The sequence below is a fragment of the Elizabethkingia occulta genome (genome assembly GCF_002023715.1).
GTDB classification, from domain to species: Bacteria; Bacteroidota; Bacteroidia; order Flavobacteriales; family Weeksellaceae; genus Elizabethkingia; species Elizabethkingia occulta.
In genome coordinates, this window is the sequence record NZ_MAHX01000007.1 from 111,795 (window position 1) to 130,595 (window position 18,801).

Annotated in this window: 19 protein-coding genes; 11 read left to right on the top strand and 8 right to left on the bottom strand. The window is 36.3% G+C overall.

The features are described from left to right. Positions 1–76: 76 nt before the first annotated feature. Complete coding sequence (locus BAZ10_RS05285; protein ID WP_078771174.1) at positions 77–997, bottom strand: AraC family transcriptional regulator; 921 nt, start codon at positions 995–997, stop codon at positions 77–79. 186 nt (positions 998–1,183) lie between these two features. Between BAZ10_RS05285 and BAZ10_RS05290 the strand changes: the two genes are divergently transcribed. Both BAZ10_RS05290 and BAZ10_RS05295 read left to right on the top strand, forming a co-directional pair. Continuing rightward, the gene (locus BAZ10_RS05290) at positions 1,184–2,716 is read left to right on the top strand and encodes an aldehyde dehydrogenase family protein (protein WP_059323898.1); all 1,533 of its coding nucleotides are present in this window, start codon (positions 1,184–1,186) and stop codon (positions 2,714–2,716) included. 329 nt (positions 2,717–3,045) lie between these two features. Next, on the top strand, positions 3,046–3,423 hold the full coding sequence (locus tag BAZ10_RS05295) for a DUF779 domain-containing protein (protein ID WP_078771175.1): 378 nt from the start codon (positions 3,046–3,048) through the stop codon (positions 3,421–3,423). Positions 3,424–3,631: 208 nt separating this feature from the next. On the opposite strand, the gene BAZ10_RS05300 is transcribed toward BAZ10_RS05295, so the two are convergent. Further along, complete coding sequence (locus BAZ10_RS05300) at positions 3,632–5,176, bottom strand: M28 family peptidase (RefSeq protein WP_185116493.1); 1,545 nt, start codon at positions 5,174–5,176, stop codon at positions 3,632–3,634. Positions 5,177–5,333: 157 nt separating this feature from the next. On the opposite strand from BAZ10_RS05300, the gene BAZ10_RS05305 reads away from it, so the two are divergent. Next, a complete protein-coding gene (locus BAZ10_RS05305; protein ID WP_078771176.1) occupies positions 5,334–5,867 on the top strand; it encodes a GNAT family N-acetyltransferase in 534 nt (177 codons plus the stop codon). On the opposite strand, the gene BAZ10_RS05310 is transcribed toward BAZ10_RS05305, so the two are convergent. Further along, positions 5,845–7,089, bottom strand: coding sequence for a dicarboxylate/amino acid:cation symporter (locus tag BAZ10_RS05310; RefSeq protein WP_078771177.1), 1,245 nt, complete (start codon positions 7,087–7,089; stop codon positions 5,845–5,847). The genes BAZ10_RS05305 and BAZ10_RS05310 overlap by 23 nt on opposite strands. A 107-nt stretch (positions 7,090–7,196) precedes the next feature. Here BAZ10_RS05310 and BAZ10_RS05315 point away from each other — a divergent pair, with 107 nt between their 5' ends. From BAZ10_RS05315 to BAZ10_RS05325, 3 genes are all read left to right on the top strand, one after another. Continuing rightward, entirely contained in the window at positions 7,197–8,117 is a 921-nt protein-coding gene (locus BAZ10_RS05315; protein ID WP_078771178.1) for a DnaJ C-terminal domain-containing protein, read from the top strand. A gap of 3 nt (positions 8,118–8,120) precedes the next feature. Then, positions 8,121–8,429 carry a chaperone modulator CbpM gene (locus BAZ10_RS05320; protein ID WP_078771179.1) on the top strand — a complete coding sequence of 103 codons (309 nt, stop codon included), beginning with the start codon at positions 8,121–8,123 and terminating at the stop codon, positions 8,427–8,429. Positions 8,430–8,597: 168 nt separating this feature from the next. Further along, positions 8,598–9,575 (top strand): YpdA family putative bacillithiol disulfide reductase, encoded by a 978-nt coding sequence (locus BAZ10_RS05325; RefSeq protein ID WP_078771180.1) that lies wholly within the window; start codon positions 8,598–8,600, stop codon positions 9,573–9,575. Positions 9,576–9,678: 103 nt separating this feature from the next. On the opposite strand, the gene BAZ10_RS05330 is transcribed toward BAZ10_RS05325, so the two are convergent. The 3 genes from BAZ10_RS05330 to BAZ10_RS05340 all read right to left on the bottom strand — a co-directional run bounded on the left by BAZ10_RS05330 (position 9,679) and on the right by BAZ10_RS05340 (position 13,279). Next, complete coding sequence (locus tag BAZ10_RS05330; protein ID WP_078771181.1) at positions 9,679–10,809, bottom strand: FAD-dependent monooxygenase; 1,131 nt, start codon at positions 10,807–10,809, stop codon at positions 9,679–9,681. A 61-nt stretch (positions 10,810–10,870) separates the two neighbouring features. After that, positions 10,871–11,446: a Crp/Fnr family transcriptional regulator gene (locus tag BAZ10_RS05335; RefSeq protein WP_078771182.1), complete on the bottom strand. Its 576-nt coding sequence runs from the start codon at positions 11,444–11,446 to the stop codon at positions 10,871–10,873. Between the two features lie 162 nt (positions 11,447–11,608). After that, positions 11,609–13,279, bottom strand: a complete 1,671-nt coding sequence (locus BAZ10_RS05340) for a glutamine--tRNA ligase/YqeY domain fusion protein (RefSeq protein ID WP_078771183.1) — start codon at positions 13,277–13,279, stop codon at positions 11,609–11,611. Positions 13,280–13,588: 309 nt separating this feature from the next. Between BAZ10_RS05340 and BAZ10_RS05345 the strand changes: the two genes are divergently transcribed. The 5 genes from BAZ10_RS05345 to BAZ10_RS19020 all read left to right on the top strand — a co-directional run bounded on the left by BAZ10_RS05345 (position 13,589) and on the right by BAZ10_RS19020 (position 16,602). Further along, complete coding sequence (locus tag BAZ10_RS05345; RefSeq protein ID WP_078771184.1) at positions 13,589–15,730, top strand: TonB-dependent receptor domain-containing protein; 2,142 nt, start codon at positions 13,589–13,591, stop codon at positions 15,728–15,730. Positions 15,731–15,813: 83 nt separating this feature from the next. After that, a complete protein-coding gene (locus tag BAZ10_RS19145) occupies positions 15,814–15,972 on the top strand; it encodes a hypothetical protein (RefSeq protein ID WP_221407370.1) in 159 nt (52 codons plus the stop codon). Between the two features lie 10 nt (positions 15,973–15,982). Further along, positions 15,983–16,147 carry a hypothetical protein gene (locus BAZ10_RS19015; protein WP_158267960.1) on the top strand — a complete coding sequence of 55 codons (165 nt, stop codon included), beginning with the start codon at positions 15,983–15,985 and terminating at the stop codon, positions 16,145–16,147. A gap of 21 nt (positions 16,148–16,168) precedes the next feature. Then, the gene (locus BAZ10_RS05350; RefSeq protein ID WP_165689685.1) at positions 16,169–16,405 is read left to right on the top strand and encodes a hypothetical protein; all 237 of its coding nucleotides are present in this window, start codon (positions 16,169–16,171) and stop codon (positions 16,403–16,405) included. Between the two features lie 47 nt (positions 16,406–16,452). Then, the gene (locus BAZ10_RS19020) at positions 16,453–16,602 is read left to right on the top strand and encodes a hypothetical protein (RefSeq protein ID WP_165689686.1); all 150 of its coding nucleotides are present in this window, start codon (positions 16,453–16,455) and stop codon (positions 16,600–16,602) included. 48 nt (positions 16,603–16,650) lie between these two features. On the opposite strand, the gene BAZ10_RS05355 is transcribed toward BAZ10_RS19020, so the two are convergent. Together BAZ10_RS05355 and fbp are read right to left on the bottom strand one after the other, a co-directional pair. After that, positions 16,651–17,655 (bottom strand): o-succinylbenzoate synthase, encoded by a 1,005-nt coding sequence (locus tag BAZ10_RS05355; protein WP_078771186.1) that lies wholly within the window; start codon positions 17,653–17,655, stop codon positions 16,651–16,653. Positions 17,656–17,739: 84 nt separating this feature from the next. Beyond that, positions 17,740–18,762 carry a class 1 fructose-bisphosphatase gene (fbp, locus tag BAZ10_RS05360; RefSeq protein WP_078771187.1) on the bottom strand — a complete coding sequence of 341 codons (1,023 nt, stop codon included), beginning with the start codon at positions 18,760–18,762 and terminating at the stop codon, positions 17,740–17,742. Positions 18,763–18,801: the final 39 nt, after the last annotated feature.

Consider the following 18,801-nt stretch of genomic DNA (forward strand, 5'->3'; position numbering starts at 1 on the left):
ACGAAGAGATGAGAATTCACTACAAATGAAATAGCAAATATTTCCCCATACAACCCCAATTAATATATCTCATAAATTAAAGAATTTCTATAGAATCCTGAAATATTTTAGGAGTGATTCCTTCATGCTGCCTGAAAATTCGGGTAAAGTAATTGGTGTCCGAAAAACCTGTTTGGAAAGCAACTTCTTTTATGCTTTCGTGTCTGGCCAGAAGCTCTTTTGCTTTTTTTATGCGCTCCGCCAGAATAAATCTGTTAGGCGAAATTCCCAGCTCTTCTTTAAACATTTTGAAGAAATTAGATTTGCTTACATAGGCCACGTTTGCAATCTGATCTATTGTGAGTTTTTGGTGCAGATTCTTTTTTATAAATTCAATAGCATATCCTATATGGGACTTACTTTTCATAAGGCACTTTTCAACAAGATTTCGGCCTTGCGTCTGCATCAACCGGATTAATAATTCTTTCAATGCAAAATCGGCCATAACATCCTTCTGAGGATTGTCATCCATAGCTATGCGGATAATATTATTGGTTGTAAGTGCCAAAGCAGGAGTATTAAACAGATAGAATTCATCCATAGAAATATTCCAGTTAGAAGTCTCATCCACTTTTGGAGTTCGGAAATTAAGCTCATTCAGAGAGTTTTCCACAAAGTCGGGATTAAAGCTTAGTGTAATACACTGAGATGGCGTTTTATCTGCCTCCGGAAAATCGATAATCATAGTTTCACCGGGAGCTACCAAAACGCTTTCCCCCGGAAGGTATTCGAAATAATCAGTTTTCCCATCCAGCTTCATTCGTTTTTTTCCCTGAAGCATTCCGGTAAAAGTAAGATTTTCAAAATTCAGTTTTACATCAGCAGCACTTCTGTGGGTTTCATAAATACTGAACTCACAGTTTTGCATACCAAATGTTGTCTTATTTTCTATGAAATTAGAAAGCTGATCTTCCTGTAAGAGTGTAAGCGTATTTACTAAAGACTTTGCATTTTTCATGACTTCTTTTTTAAGCTGTGACTTATAAAAGTATTAAATAAAAATCAAACAGAGCCATAAAGTACTGTTAATGAAATGATAAAATTGTCCGGTGAAGATTATTTTGCTATAAAAATGGAATATTATGCTATGTGTTTGGTCTTAGAGTAGATAACTTCGGTTGAAGGAGATTTAAAAAAAATAATTATGAGTACTACAGAAGCTGTGCTTGCAGAAGACAAAGCACTAAAAAGACCTGAGTTCAAGGCAAAATATGATAATTATATCGGTGGAAAATTTACGGCCCCTGTACTAGGTGGTTATTTCGATGTAGTTTCACCAATAGACGGAAAAGTTTTTACTAAAGTAGCACACTCTACTAAAGAAGATACTGCGCTGGCAGTTGATACAGCTTATGAAGCTTTTAAGTCGTGGAAAAATACATCTGCTACAGAACGCAGCATTATGCTGAACAAAATTGCAGATCGTATAGAACAAAATCTGGATTATATTGCTGCTGTAGAAACAGTAGATAATGGAAAGGCTGTTCGGGAAACACTGGCAGCGGATATTCCGTTGGCAATAGATCATTTTAGATATTTTGCAAGCGTTATAAGAGCGGAAGAAGGTTCTCATAACGAACTGGATAAAGATACAGTTTCATTAATAGTGAATGAACCTTTAGGAGTTATCGCTCAGATTATTCCGTGGAACTTCCCGATTCTTATGGCGGTTTGGAAACTAGCTCCGGCATTGGCTGCAGGAAACTGTGTAGTTCTGAAGCCTGCAGAAAGTACACCTGTATCTATTATGGTTTTAATGGAGCTAATAGGAGATCTTATTCCTGCCGGAGTGGTTAATATTGTCAATGGCTTCGGTGCAGAACTAGGCCGTGTACTGGTTACCAATCCCAAAGTATCTAAAGCAGCATTTACAGGTTCTACAACAACAGGACGTATGGTAATGCAATATGCTACGGAAAACATTATTCCTGTAACATTGGAATTAGGAGGTAAATCACCAAATATATTCTTCAATTCAGTAATGGATGCTGATGACGAATTCCTGGATAAAGCAATTGAAGGAGCAGTTCTGTTTGCTCTTAATCAGGGTGAGATTTGTACTTGCCCATCCAGATTACTGGTACAGGAAGATATCTATGATGAGTTTATAGAAAGAGTAATAGACCGTGTGAATAAAATTAAAGTTGGAAACCCATTGGACCCGACCGTAATGATGGGAGCACAGGCTTCCCAAATTCAGAAGGATAAAATATTGTCTTATATCAACCTCGGAAAAGAGGAAGGAGCAGAAGTATTAACAGGGGGAGATGTGAATAATGTAGGGGAAGGTCTGGAAGATGGTTTCTATATCCAGCCGACATTGTTCCGGGGAAATAATAAAATGAGAATTTTCCAGGAAGAGATTTTTGGACCAGTACTGGCCGTTACAACTTTTAAAGACGAAGAAGAAGCAATTGCTATTGCAAATGATACCATCTATGGGCTAGGTGCCGGCGTATGGACAAGGGATGCACATCAGTTGTACCGTATTCCGAGAGCTGTTGAGGCTGGTAGAGTATGGGTGAATCAGTACCATTCCTATCCTGCGGGAGCACCTTTTGGAGGATATAAACAATCCGGAATTGGAAGAGAAAATCATAAAATGATGCTCGATCATTACCGTCAGACTAAAAATATGTTGATATCCTATAATAAAAACAAATTAGGCTTTTTTTAAATAGTGTGTTTGAGCAACTAAACCTGAAGAATGATATAAAGATTCTGAAAGGTTTAGTTGTTTATTATCCATCAATATAATCTGGGTATGGTGTAAAAAAATAGTGTAAATCATTCTTTTTAACTGCCTGTTTCAGGTTGCACAATGGCACTATAGCTTATAGCATTTTAAATGCGCTTTTAGGATACAACAAAATATCGTTTATCTTGTACACAAGATAAAAGCTTTGAGTGCCTTAATAAAGCATTATGTAAATGAAATTTTTGTGTCTTTGTGTTGACAATAATTTTTGAGTTTTATATAGAATTCAAGTTAAAATAATAGTAAATATGATTTCCAGATTGGATATAACGGATAAAGCACTGACAGTAGTAGAGGAGCTGGAGCAAAAGTATGGACCGTTAATGTTTTATCAGGCCGGAGGATGTTGTGAAGGAACACAGCCACAATGCTTTGAAAAAGGAGGTTTCTTTCCGAGAATGAATGACGTTCTTCTCGGGCATGTAAAAGAATATGAATTTTGGGTAGACAGAGATCTGTTTGAATACTGGCAGTATTCGCATTTTACGTTAGATATTCTGGATGGTTTTGGACCTGGTGGGTTTTCTCTGGAAACACCATTGGGGAAAACTTTTAAAATACATTACAGATTATTTACTCCCGAAGAGTTGGAAAATCTGGAACCCGTAAAAAGAAATTATGCTTAGATATAAAAAAAGTGAACCAAGTGGTTCACTTTTTTTATCGTATTATTTATGCAAACATAATAGGTTTCGAAAACCTATGATGTTTTTTAGACCTTGTTTTTACTAATGCTATGTTAGTTGCATTATGTTTATTGATGAATATTTTATATTAATCATTTACAAATAATCATGAATAATCGATTTTGCAATTTTACAGTTTACATAACGCTTAGTTGGTTCCTTTACGCTTAGGTTCTTTTACCTCAGGCCAGGTTTGTCCTGCAGGCATAGTACGCTTTTGTCTGCTTACAAGTTCAGGTTCTTCCGAAGCCATATAAGCCATAACTGCTGCGGCAATTACGTTATTTTTTACCTCATCAAACATAATTTTGTCATAAGTATCTCTGTTGGTATGCCATGTATAACCAAAATAACCCCAGTTAAGAGAACTTAATGATATCCCCGGTACACCAGCCGCAACAAAAGAAGCATGATCAGATCCGCCGCCGCCAGGCATTCCCGGGAACGAGGTTTCGATATGCTTACCTACATTTTTAGGAAGGGCTGTCATCCAACGCGTAAGATAATCATAAGAGTCTACAAAACCTTGTCCCTGGATATTTACAACACGGCCTGTTCCATTATCCTGATTAAATGCTACCTGTGTATTTTTGATAATTTCAGGATTATCCAATACAAATGCTCTGGAACCGTTTAGTCCTTGTTCTTCACTTCCCCAATGTCCTATAATAATAGTTCTTTTGTTGTTAGGGTAGTATTTTTTAAGGATTCTTGCAGCCTCCATCATAGTAATAGTACCAGTTCCGTTGTCTGTAGCACCTTGTGCTCCGTCCCATGAATCGAAGTGAGCAGAAAGAATTACATATTCGTTTGGCTTTTCTTTTCCTTCAATTCTTGCAATTGTATTGAAAGACTTGGCTGTTCCCAGGTTTTTAGATTGTGCATTTACCTTGATTGTTGGTTTTTTACCATTCAAAGCAAGACGATAAAGCATTCCGTAATCTTCTACAGCAATGTCTATCATAGGGATATTTTTGGTTTTAGCTCCAAAAATTCTGTTGGCACCCATAATGCCAGTCCAGTTAGAAATAGCAATACCAGCTGCACCAGCTTTTTCTAAAGCTTCAGGAAGGCTATTATTATCGTAACCTGTATTTTTAATTAAGTTTCTGAAATCTTCAGCATCTTTATCTCTTTGTGCTTTAAACTTTTCATACAATTCCGGAGTAGCAAATTCTTTTATTTGATAGTCAGGGCGGCCAGATCTCTGATATTGTGCCATTAAGACAAATTTGCCCTTAATTCCTTTTAACCATTCCGCAAATTCTGAAGGATTATTCACTTTAGGAAGTATTACCACCTCAGCATCTATTGCTTTTTTAGTAGCAGGAGACCATGCCAACTGCATAGATTCCAGACTTTTTACACGCGGTGAAGTCATTTCTACCTGTGTAATTCCTCTTTGCCAGGAAGCCCATTCGCCAAACTGTTGGTTTTGTGCATCGATTCCCCAGCTTTTATATTTTTCTACAGCCCAATCGTTAGCTTGCTTCATTGCAGGCGAGCCTACCAAACGTGGACCAATCACATCTAATAATTCAAAAGCCAGATTCTCTAGCTGGGAATTGTTATTGACTTCATTTACAATGTTTTGAACTACAGGATTTAATTTTTCCTGTGAAGTTTGCTGGGCCGACCAGAATTGCGCTGAAATAACTAACGCAGAAAGCGTAATTTTTTTGTACATATTCATACTCTTTTCATTTATATATTTCGGAGTCTAAATTAACGAATAATAAAAGTTTTACCAAGTTTATGGCTTTTTGTTTTAAAATTATTTTTGATATGGTTGATAAATTATAGTTATTTTTGGCTAAAGTTTATAAAATAGATAAAAATAGTAGTAGTTTATGTTTCCAGTATTGTTTACCAATAGGTTAGTGCTTAACCGTATTGAAGACGTAGATGTTGAAAGTATTTTTTCTCTTCGTTCTGATGAAGAAGTAGCTCGTTACATCAAAAGAGGACCTGATCATGATATTCAGCAGGCTTATGATTTTATCCGGTTGGCCAGAGATCGATATGAAAATAAAAGCGCAATAAATTGGGCTATTCGCAAAAAAGAAACTCCGGATTTAATAGGAGGTATATGCCTGTGGAAAATCTCTGCAGATCGTAAAACAGCAGAGATAGGCTATGATTTAAAGCCCCTTCACCATGGTAAAGGAATTATGTCAGAGGCCATGGTTACAATAATTGAATATGGTTTTTCAACACTTGGTCTGGATAAAATAGAAGCTTTTACAAGCCGATATAATGAGGCATCTAAAAGCTTATTGTTAAAACATAATTTTATACTGAATCCTGAACGTATTGATGAGGACAATATGGATAATCTTATTTTTGAACTTAAAAGAAATCCTACTCTTCAACCGGTGGGTTAAATTTCTCTCCCACCAGTCTCGTAACGACCATCGCTGCTACAGTATCTCCGGTTGAGTTAAGTATTGTAGCCAATGGGTCTACAAGTGTACCAATAATTATTACTGCTGGAATAGCTTCTTGCGGAAGGTTATATGCGGATATCATCAGCATCTCTCCAATGTAGCCTCCGTTGGGGATACCTCCCGCAACAACGCTTACAAAGACTGTGATTCCTAAGGCTATAACCAGGTTGTTGAAATCGAAGAAATCCCACCCCAATAAAAGAAAAGCAACATATATTTTTACAATAGAAGAAATAGATGATCCGTTTTTATGAATGGTTGTTCCGATAGGGATTACAACATTGGCAACCGAATCTGGGATTCCAATTTTTCTCGCAGCATCCAGATTAGCCGGCATAGTTGCCAGGCTACTGCACGTACTGATAGCTGTAAATGAGGGTACAATATTATTTTTCCAGAAAAGTTTAATGCCTTTGGTTCCGTTAGCTACGAAAGCATACAAACTGAAAAATACAAAGAAATAAACGATTCCGGCTCCATAATAAACACCCAAGGGTTTTGCATAGAATCCAAAAAGCTGAGGTCCTAATGTACCAACCTGGTATGCGATATAAGCGCCGAGTCCTATAGGTGCAGCTTTCATAATTAATATTAGTAATTCCTTCATTACTTCGTTTCCACCTGCCATAAATTTGCGGAAAGTTTCAGTTTTTTCAGGAGCAGATTTACGGATAGCAATCCCCAAAAGGAAAGAGAATATCAGCATAGCCAGCATATTCTGTCGGGAAAGAAGCATGTAAAACTCACCAACAGTAAAGAAACGTACAATTCGGTCACTCCAGGTTTCAGTACTGGTAATGTTTTCTGCAATTGTTACGGCTGCATCAGTTGAAGGTCTTGCAGTAGGGAAAAGATATACTGCTCCTATACTGAAAATAGCAGCAATAATGACAAAACACAAAAAAGTAAACATCATAGCAAAAAGTATTTTTCCCAGTTTTCCTTTTTGTTCAATCGCCGATACAGAAGTTACAATGGCAAAGAATACCAAAGGAATAACGGTAACGAAAAGCAGGTTAAGGAAAATGTCCCCAACAGGTTTAAGATAGTCTACAACATTTGGAAAAAAAATACCGATAATGCTACCAACGGTAATACCTATCAGTAGGAGTATTATATTGGAATAACTCTGCCAGAAAGAGTGTTGAGTTGTTGTCATCAGAAAAATTATAAAAGTAAAAATACAAATTAATAGGTTTCTTTTTTAACAAATAATTGGCCATACTTTTCTTTCAGATTCATTAAATTTGAGAAAACATATATTCTATGGCGTTTATTGATTATTATAAAACTCTGGGAGTCAATAAAAATGCGACCCAGGATGACATAAAAAAAGCTTATCGAAAACTTGCCCGAAAAATGCACCCGGATCTTAATCCGGATGATAAAGAAGCGCATCATAAATTTCAGGAACTGAACGAAGCCAATGAAGTATTGAGCGATCCGAAAAAGCGCGCGAAGTATGACAAGTATGGTGAACACTGGAAAAATGGTGAAGAATACGAGAAATATGAACAAGCCAGACAACAACAGCAAAGTTCACAACGGGCTTATTCATCAGGAGGCTTTTCGGGTTCTGATTTTGGTGAAGGCGAAGATTTCTCAGATTTTTTCCAATCTATGTTTGGCGGCGGTGGCGGTGGATTTAGTTCTTCTTCCAGAGGAAGAAGTTCTGGTAAGTTCAAAGGTCAGGATCTGCATGCAGAACTGCAGCTTTCCTTATATGAAGCAGCAGAAACACACCAGCGTACACTGGATGTAAATAGTAAGAAAGTAAGAATTACAATTCCGGCAGGGGTCTATGACGGTCAGCAGATAAAACTGAAAGGCTATGGAATGGAAGGTCATAATGGCGGACCAAGCGGAGATCTGTATATTACATTTATTATTCCTGAAGACAGTCATCTTAAACGTTCAGGAGACGATCTGAAAACAACTGTCAATATTGATATGTATACTGCTTTACTAGGGGGAGATGTTGAGGTGAAAACCTTAAACGGAAGTGTAAAACTGAAAGTAAAACCGGAAACGGCCAATGCTTCAACAGTACGTCTGAAAGGAAAAGGATTCCCTGTGTATAAAAAGGAAGGACAGTCCGGAGATTTGTATGTTACTTTTAATGTACAGTTACCAAAGAATCTTACAGACAAACAAAAAGAATTACTAAAAGAAATGCAAAAATCCTAAGTCATGGAAGAGAGAATTTCACGAGAAGAACTGATTAAACTTTATAATATAGAAATGTCATTTTTGGAGTCTCTGGAAGATTCCGGATTATTACATGTACAGATAGAAAATGAAGTTAAATATGTTTCATACAGCGATCTTCCGGCATTGGAGCGCTTTACCAACTGGCATTATGATCTGGATGTTAATATGCCCGGAATAGAAATTATCAGCAATCTGCTTCAGAAAATAGAAACGATGCAGCAGGAAAGAAAAAAGATGATCGAACAGTTTCATTTCAGAGGAATTGTATGGGAGGATGTTGAACTGTAAATATACCTTCTGAAATAAATTTTTAGAGTTTTACGTTAAGTGATATTTAGTGAAAACTTTGATAAGGATTGTAAACTAAATCTAAATTCACGCTATATTAATGTGCTAACAGATAAAATTAATAAGAATCACTGCCATGCAACCAGTGCTTTACCGTAATTTTGTTTTATGAATATTTATGATCTTGTAATTATTGGTGGAGGGCCTATAGGATTGGCATGTGCGTTGGAAGCTGAGAAAAAGAAACTTTCCTATATTATTTTGGAAAAAGGTACTATTGCTAATAGTCTTTATCATTATCCGTTGTATATGCGTTTCTTTTCGTCGGCAGACAGATTGGAAATAGACGGAGTTCCGTTTATTACAACAGCTCCCAAACCAGGTAGACAGGAAGCTCTGGAATATTATCAGGGTATTACAAGACAAAGAAATATCAATATCCATCTTTATGAAAAAGTATCAGATGTAACTAAGGATGGTGAATTGTTTAAAGTAGTTTCCTCTAAATCTGAATACACTGCCAAAAACGTCATTCTGGCAACAGGTTTCTATGATATTCCGAATCCAATTCAGGTAAAAGGAGAGGAGCTACCTAAAGTGCAGCATTATTATTCAGAACCTTATCCATATGCAAAGCAAAAAGTTGTAGTAATTGGAGCCAGCAATTCTTCTGTAGATGCAGCTCTGGAAATTTACCGAAAGGGTGGTGATGTTACAATGATTGTGCGTGGACCGGAAATTGGACGAAGAGTAAAATATTGGGTACGCCCCGATATTGAAAACCGAATTTCCGAAGGTAGTATTAAGGCTTATTTTAATGCTGAGCTTACAGAAATTACAGAAGGAAGCGTAATATTCAGAGATGGAGACGGTAATATTAACGAAATTGAAAATGACTTTGTTTTGGCTTTAACTGGTTATTTACCTGACTTTGATTTTCTTGGTAAAGCAGGTGTTTTGTTGGAAGGAGAAAGTATGGTTCCACATCATAATGATCATACAATGGAAACTAATGTATCCGGACTTTATCTTGCAGGAGTAGTTTGTGGTGGAAAAAATACCCATTTATGGTTTATTGAAAATTCCAGAATTCATGCCCAGATTATTATGAATGCTATTGTAGCCAAGAAACTTGGTGTAGCTTAAAGAGAATATAATCTACGGAATAGATAATGAATGTTTCCGGACTATTCAGAAATATAATAAAAAGGAGAGCACCTTTTATAAGAAAGTGAGCTCTCCTTTTGTTTTAACTTATACTGTCTAAGGTAAATAAGCGGTCAAAATTTCTTGCCTGTATAGATTTTGGCGTCTTGCGTAGTATTAAATTTCTCAGGCCAATCAATAGCTTATTTTCCAGTTGTGCAATTTTGCCGATTTTCCAACTGGTATTTACTACATGATGTGCCTTTTCCTGCCTTATTAACGGATAATTTCTAAAGGTCAGTTCCAGATTATTTTCTTTGAGTAGTTTGAATAATACATAGACGTCTTCTATTGCCTGGCATGCACCTTGTCCCATATTAGGTGTAGTAGCGTGTGCAGCATCGCCCAAAAGTATAACCTCATCTTTTTGCCATTCTATAATAGGTTTTAGGTCTTGTAGATTTGCTGTAAACCATTTCTCTTTTGATGTATTTAGAATCATTTCTCTTACAAATTCCGGCGCATCTGTAAGATAAAAATCTAGATCAGGATGCTTTTGATAAAGATCATCATTAACAAGAAAGTACCAGTAAACAATTCCCCCTGAAATTTCTACAAAGCCAAACCGTTTTCCTTTTCCCCAACCTTCTGTTAATTCGTTTTTGTATCTGGTTGGCAGATTAAAATGTGTAACCCCCCGAAAACAAATTTGATTTGCATTTCTTAGCTGTGTGTCCGGGAAAAATATTTTTCTGATTTTTGAATGAATACCATCAGCTCCTATTACAAATCTGTGATGTGCTTTTTCCTTATTTTCAAAGCTTAGTTCATAATCATCATTGCCTGTTTTTACTGCATTCGTAAGCCTGCTGTTTAGTACTATATTTTCTGAGCCAACTTCATTTACCAAGATGTGATGAAGATCTGCCCGGTGTATGGCGATACTGTTATGACCATATTTTTGCTCAAAAGGGGAGAGTAAAGTTTCTGTGAGAGGGGCTAGCCTAAAGTCGGTGACATTAATGCTTTCTACTTTTTTTCCGACTTGTAATATCTTGCTTTCTATCTGCAACTGGTGGTATACCTGCATTGCATTAATACCCAAAATGATTCCGGTGCCAACAGGTTTTAATTCTTCAGCAGCTTCATAAACTTTAAACGGTATATTCCTTCTCTTCAGAGCCAAAGCTGTTGTTAGCCCTCCGATTCCGGCTCCTATAATGGCGACATCCATAATAATGTTGTATTAGATTAATACAGCAAATTTCGCCGCTATAAATAGCAAAAACATTCACTTATGTTAATAAAATGCGGCTTCTAATTCTGGAAAGAGACTGTGTTGTAATTCCAAGATAGCTGGCAATATATTTTTGTGGTATTTTTTCAATAACCTTAGGTCTGTTCGTGATTAAATTCAGGTAGCGTTGTTCGTAAGTATAAAATAGCAGTTCCTCAATTCTGCGCTTAGCCTCCAGAAAACAAACATCCGCAATTTGTTTGTAGAAGCTTATCCAAAATGGATCTTTATCCATGAGGTAATGTAAATGTTGCTTTTCTATCAAAACAACCTCTGTTCCTTCTGTTGTCTGTAATTGCCAGTTAGACTTTTTCCCATTAAGAAAACATTCGTAGTCACCAAAAAAATCACCATCCACCTGCAATAGGAAACTGATATCTTCTCCTTCCTGATTGATTGTAAAAGTTCTAAGCGCTCCTTTAATAATAAAGCCTAGCTGATGAGACAATTCACCATGATGCATTAGGAAGCTTCCTTTTTTGTATTTAACAACTGAGGAGCTCTGCATTAGCTCTTGCAGGCGATCAGCAGATAAATTTAGTTTTGTTGCCAGTACCTGCAGTTTTTCGTTCATAATTGTTAGTTATATTAAGGTTTCCTGCTAGTAAATCAGAAAAGCTTGATTAATCAGAATCTATAAAACGAAGATAAGGCAGAAAAATGAATTATCCTTTTTGATGTACAGAAAATGGCTACCCTGTGAGGTAGCCATCTTTATTATTGTTTATTCTGGTTCTTATGGTTTGTAAGAATCCTTCAAAGTTACTGTTCTGTTGAAAACCAGTTTCTCATCAGAAGAATCGCGATCCTTCGTAAAATAACCAATTCTCTGGAACTGTAATGGTTCTCCGATTTCCACATCTTTAAGACTTGGCTCAGCAAAACCGTGAGCTGTATTTAATGACTCAGGATTAATATACTGTAAGAAATCTGCGTCCTTTTCTGCATCCGGCTGTTCTACTGTGAACAGGCGTTCGTACATACGGGACTCTACCGGAATAGCGTGTGGTGCAGATACCCAATGAAGAGTACCCTTTACCTTTCTTAGGCTTTCCTCGGTGCCACTTCCAGATTTACTTTTTTCGTCGTATGTAGCATAGATGGTAGTAATTTCACCATTCTCATCTTTTTCTACACGCTCTGCTTTGATAATGTAGGCAGATTTCAGACGAACTTCTCCACCTAATTTCAGGCGGAAAAATTTATTGTTGGCTTCTTCTTTGAAGTCTTCTCTTTCAATGTATATTTCTCTGGAGAAAGGAATTTGTCTGGTTCCGGCATTTTCATCTTCCGGATTGTTTTCAGTTTCTACCCACTCTTCCTGTCCTTCCGGATAGTTTTCAATGATCAGTTTTACCGGATCTACAACAGCCATTACCCTTTTAGCCTTTTTGTTCAGATCTTCACGTACGAAGAACTCCAGTAACTGAATATCGATAAGGTTTTCGCGCTTTGCAACACCAATACGCTCGATAAAGTTACGGATAGCTTCCGCAGTATAACCTTTTCTTCTCAATCCCGAAACAGTAGGCATTCTTGGGTCGTCCCAGCCAGTGACTACATTTTCTGCAATCAGCTTTTGCAGCTTTCTCTTAGATGTAATCATATAAGTAACATTCATTCTGGCAAATTCTCTTTGCTTTGGTGCTACTTTGTTTTCATCTCTTACCTGCTCAAGATACCAGTTGTATAATGGTCTGTGATTTTCGAATTCCAAAGAACAAAGCGAGTGCGAGACTTGCTCCAGATAATCGGATTCGCCATGTGCCCAATCATACATCGGATAAATTTTCCATGTAGTTCCGGTTCTGTGGTGTGGTTTGTTCAGAATACGATACATAACAGGGTCACGCATATTCATATTTGGCGAAATCATATCGATTTTAGCACGAAGTGACATTGATCCGCTTTCGAATTCTCCGTTTTTCATTTTTTCAAATAAATCCAGAGACTCTTCTACCGGTCTGTTTCTATATGGTGATTCTACTCCTGGTTCAGCAGGATTTTTACGTTGTTCAGTGATTACCTCAGAAGGCTGCTCGTCTACATAAGCTTTTCCTTCTTTAATCATTTTTACGGCCCAGTCATATAGCTGTTGGAAATAGTCGGAAGCATAAAGTTCCTTGTCCCACTTAAAGCCAAGCCACTCTACATCCTTCTTAATAGAATCTACAAATTCCTGCTCTTCCTTTTCAGGGTTAGTGTCATCAAAACGCAGGTTAACCGGAGCATTATATTTTTCACCCAAACCAAAGTTAATACAAATAGCCTTCGTGTGGCCAATGTGTAAATAACCATTTGGTTCCGGTGGGAAACGGAAACGGATCTTGTCTTTTTCAAGACCGTTTGCCAAATCTTCCTCTATAATTTGCTCAATAAAATTGAGAGATTTTTTTTCTTCTTCCATTGAGATATATTCTAAGAGTGCAAATTTAACCATTTTAATCGGTTCTTCCGAATCTTTATAAAATGTCCGTTTATGAACATAGGTGTCTGAAAATGAACACTAAAATCATAATTTTCATTTGTAAGTATCTGTCTGCTATATAGTTATTTGGTTGTTTTTTTCTGGTATTAGTTATGTGTAATAAAAAGAAAGAGAATTTAGTTAAAATTTTTTATCACTAAAAAATTAGTTTAATAAGAAAATTAGAATACATTTGTATTACTAAATATTTAGTTATAAAAAACAGTTACAAAATAAAACTAATTTAATATGAAAAATAAGTCAGGTCTTTGGGCAGTTGTTTTACTTAGCTCTATAAGTTCATTAATACATGCACAGAATACTTCAGGAAAAGCTTCTGAGAAGGAAATACAAACAGTGAATCTTAGTGGTAAAAAGAAACTTGTTGAAAGGAAAATTGACCGTATGGTTTTTAATGTGGAAAATTCTATTGCATCACAAGGGACAGACGGAGTAGAAGCTTTAAGAAATACACCATTGGTAAAAGTAGATGAAGCCAGCGGGATATCTATTGTTGGTAAAAGTAATGTATCGGTAATGATTAATGACAGAATTGTGCAAATGTCCGGATCGGAATTACTGAATTATCTGAGATCTGTAAGATCTGAGAATATTGCAAAAATAGAGGTGATAACGACACCACCAGCCAAATACGATGCACAAGGTAATAGCGGTATTATTAATATAGTCCTGAAGAAAAATTCCAATCTGGGTTGGAGTGGTAGTCTAACTACCGGATATGTTCGAAAATCTCGCGATGGGTTTACAAATAATATTGGTTTGAATTATCAGTCTGCTAAAGTCAGTAGCTCCCTGAAACTAAGACACTATGATTCCAAAAAGAATTCTACAGAACAAAATGAAATTATTGCAAATAAAGGACTGAAAAGTCTTGACAGGAGAGTAGATATGCCGAACGGACTTGGGCTGAATTATAGTCTGGATTATAAAATATCAGATAAATCGAATGCCGGAATTGTATATGACTTTGGCTCCGGTCATCTGAACATGGATATTAATAATAGTTCGGAATACTTTACAGGAAATAAGCAAGATTCTCTTTTGACCACTTATGCGGAGCATCGTCAGAAAATTCCTACCCATACTCTGAATGCTTATTATGATCTGAAATTAGATAGTCTGGGAAAAAAAATGTCGGTAGGTGGTAATTATTTTTCTAATATTCCGGTGAACAATATTGGTTTCCAAACTATTAATCATAATACCAACAACGCAGAAAATTACAGAAGCTATAGCAATATCAATTATAGTATATGGTCTGGACAGGTAGACCTTACATTGCCTTATAAGTTTACCAATATAGAAACCGGAGCTAAAATGGCTTATTTTAAAAATACTTCAAATCTGGAATATTTCAGAATAACGAATGGTAACTCTGTTTTAATGCCGGACGGAAATAACCTGTTTGAATACAAAGAGCAAAATTATGCCGCTTATTTTAGTATAGATAAGAAAATAAATGAACAATGGTCTGCGAAAGCTGGAATACGCTATGAGTATTCTGTAATCGATGGCTATAATCCGATTTCAGGGGAAAAGAACAAATATGAATATGGAAGATTTTTCCCTACGGCTTATATCGCTTATAAAGCAGATGATAATAATACTTTTACAGCTAATTATTCCAGAAGAATTAACAGACCTTTTTTCCGTGCGATCAATCCCTACAGATGGTATATCAATCCATATTCTTTTGCAAAGGGAAATCCTTCCCTGAAACCCTCTTATAATGATAATATAGAATTGGGTTATTCTTATAAAAATAAATTAACGGCTACACTTTATTATCAGCAGGTTAAAGACTCTTATTCACAGCTTGTAACTTTTAACAACGGAACTAAGATTATTGATTATGCGAATATGTTTGATCAGACTAATTACGGAATGAATCTGGGCTATAACGATATTTTATTTAAATTATGGGAAGTAAGTGCAAGTGCTAATCTGTATTACTCCAAAAGTACCGGAATTATTCCGGAAGTTATAGGACAAAAATCATTTAATATGTACTATAACATCAATAATACCTTTACACTGAATACACAGAAAACTGTAGCCTTGTTTGCTAATTTTGCACATATGTTACCCGGAAGTTCCGGGAATTTCAAATCGGATGGGTATTCTATTCTGAGCTTAGGAGCTAAGCTGTATTTAATGGATAAGAAATTACAGATCAACATATCAGTGGATGATGTTTTCAAAAAAGCATTCAGTAAAGGTGAATCTGTTTATTCAGATTCTGTTATGAAATTCAGAAATTATTATGATTACAGAGGACTCAATCTTAGTGTGAATTATACATTCGGAAACAATAAGGTAAAAGGAGTAAGCCGTAATATGAAATTTGATGAGAAAAGCAGAGTTAATTAATTTATGAGTTAAATAAAAGTTAAAAATCTCCGATATGTGATTTAAATATGTAATTTAACTAACACTAAATAAATCAAAATATTATGAAAAAATTACTTAAAAAAGACTTGAAAAAAGTCAATGGTGGCGGGCCGCCTTTAGGGGGAATGGCATGTGTTTATTATGATCCGTATCTGAATAAGACAGTGGAGGGTATAACAGACGCGAATGGTGTTTGTCAATGCGTAGTATGTGAATATTAAATAATCTGTCATGAAAAAACTTCAAAGATCACATTTAAAAACAGTAAAAGGTGCCGGAAATGTTTGTGATGAATTTCCAAAAAAATATCAGCATGTTTCATGCAGTGAGTATTTCAATATTCCACCTAAGTATTCACATTGTGTACTGGTTGATGTAGAATGCTTTCCAGAATAATTAACCCAAATACTAATTATTATGAAAAAACTAAATCGTAGCTTACTAAAGCATGTAAGTGGTGGTATAAGAATAGCCTATGCTGATTGTATGGATGGTGATCATTGTCCGCCACCACCAACATCCGGAAAAACAGGTTTCTGTGACGGAGGAGTATGTTATTATGAAACAGGAGGAACAACCAATCCGGGCGGAGGCTGTACAGAGCCTGCAAGAGATTGTATGCCATGGGAAACAGGATGCGGTTGTGTTTATTAATAACTGTTTCCTAAATTTTAGTATAAAAACCAAATAAAAATATCATTATGAAAAAGTTAGAAAGAAAATCATTGAAAGAGTTAAAAGGAGGTAATCCTAAACCATCGCCAGACGGAAACTGTCCTCCGGGATGGGGATACTGTAGTAACGGAATGTGCTACAGTGCATCACAATACTGGATGTGCAAAGATAATTAGTATTATCTCTGAAAACATATAGTTATTAAATCAATTCTCAGAATATAATCAGTTTGCAAACCACAACTGGTCGCCTTCCAGTTTCAGACTAGATGGTGTATTATTCGTAAATAAAGATCCGGTGCCCAAACCTTGTGGCATCGGATTCTTTTTTGTGTAGGTATACTGAGCAATAGCATTGAGTCCAATATTGCTCTCCAATGCAGAAGTTATCCACCAGCCGATATTTTGTTTTTCTGCTAATGCTATCCATTCATCAGAGCCAGATATTCCACCAACTAATGATGGCTTTAGAATAATATACTGTGGCTTTATGGTCTCCAGAAGTCTTTGTTTTTCTTCCAATTCCGTGATTCCGATAAGTTCTTCATCTAAGGCTATTGGAGTAGGAGTATTTGCACAAAGTAAAGCCATTTCTTGTGGATTACCGGCTTTTATAGGTTGCTCAATAGAATGTATGTCCAAGGCAGCTAATTCTTCTAAAACAATTTTGGCTTTTTCGGCGGAAAAGGCACCGTTGGCATCTACACGAAGTTCCAGCTGATTTTTGGGAAAAGTTTTACGAAGTTCTTCCAGTACCTTTTTCTCTTCATCCCAGTGAACACCAATCTTTAGTTTAATACAATGAAATTTATCCTGAAGTTTCAATGCAATCTGTTCTTTCATGAAATCTACATTTCCCATCCATATTAATCCATTGATGGTAATGCTTTTTTCGCCTTCTGTAAATTCTCCCGGAAAGTAAATATGATTACCGTGTTTTAAATTAAGCATAGCTTGTTCATAACCAAACCAGATAGATGGATAGTGCAAAAGTTGCTCCTGTAGAAAGCTGTACTCACTGTTAATATTATCACAGAGCCACTGCAGCTTTTCTTCATAATCGGGAACATCGTCATAACTGAGTCCACGGAAAATGCCACATTCTCCTGTTCCTTTCTTTTCCCCATCAGAAATATGTAAAAAGTAAGTTTCCTTTTCGGTTAATACACCTCTGGAAGTCCCGCCCGGGCGTTTGAAAATAAGATTGTGACGTTGATATTCTGCCTGCATGATAATGAATTAATAAAAACCTCAGCTTTGCTCAGTTAATTCTGATAAAGCTGAGGCTATATGTTTTAATAGAAAAATTACTTTCTAGATAGTTGCCTCAATAGCATTTTTCATAAACTCTTCAGCCTTTGTTACCATAGCTGCACTACCGCAGAAGAATGGTACACGCTGGTGAAGCTCGGTCGGTTCTATTTCCATGATTCTTTTGAATCCATCAGAAGCCTTTCCGCCAGCCTGCTCCGCTAAAAATGCCATTGGATTACATTCGTAAAGCAGACGTAGCTTTCCTTGTGGAGATTGCGATGTTGAAGGGTAAATATAAATACCACCTTTCAGCATGTTTCTGTGGAAATCGGCTACTAGTGAACCAATATAACGGGAAGTGTAAGGACGGTCCTCTTCTTCTTTCTGACAATACTTAAGGTAATCTTTTACACCCTGAGGAAATTTGACATAGTTTCCTTCATTGATGGAATATATCTTTCCTTTTGTCGGAAATTTAATATTAGGATGAGAAAGATAATAAGTACCTAGAGACGGGTCCAGTGTAAATCCGTTCACTCCGTTTCCGGTTGTATAAACAATCATAGTAGAAGATCCGTAGATAACATAACCTGCAGCAATCTGATTAACTCCTTTCTGGAGGAAATCTTTTGGCTGTACAGGAGTTCCCGGTTCAGTTACTCTTCTGTAAATAGAGAAAATAGTTCCGACAGAAACATTAACATCTATATTAGATGAGCCGTCTAAAGGATCGATAAGTACCACATATTTGCTCATATGTGCATTTTCACTGGCTTTGATTTCTATGAAATCGTCGTTTTCTTCGGATGCGATACCACAAACGACTTCACGTTGTGACAAAGAGTTGATAAAAATATCATTTGCCAGTACATCCAGTTTTTGCTGATCTTCGCCTTGTACGTTTGTATTTCCCGCATGTCCAATAATATTGGCAATTCCGGCTTTATTTACTTCACGGTTTACCATTTTAGAGGCCAGTCTTATGGCACTTAACAAACGGGACAATTCACCTGTCGAGTATCTGAAATCCTCCTGTTTTTCAATAATAAACTCTCCAAGTGTACGAAATGATTGTTCAGACATTATATATTGGGTTTAGATTTTTCCAAATTTCGGAAAAAT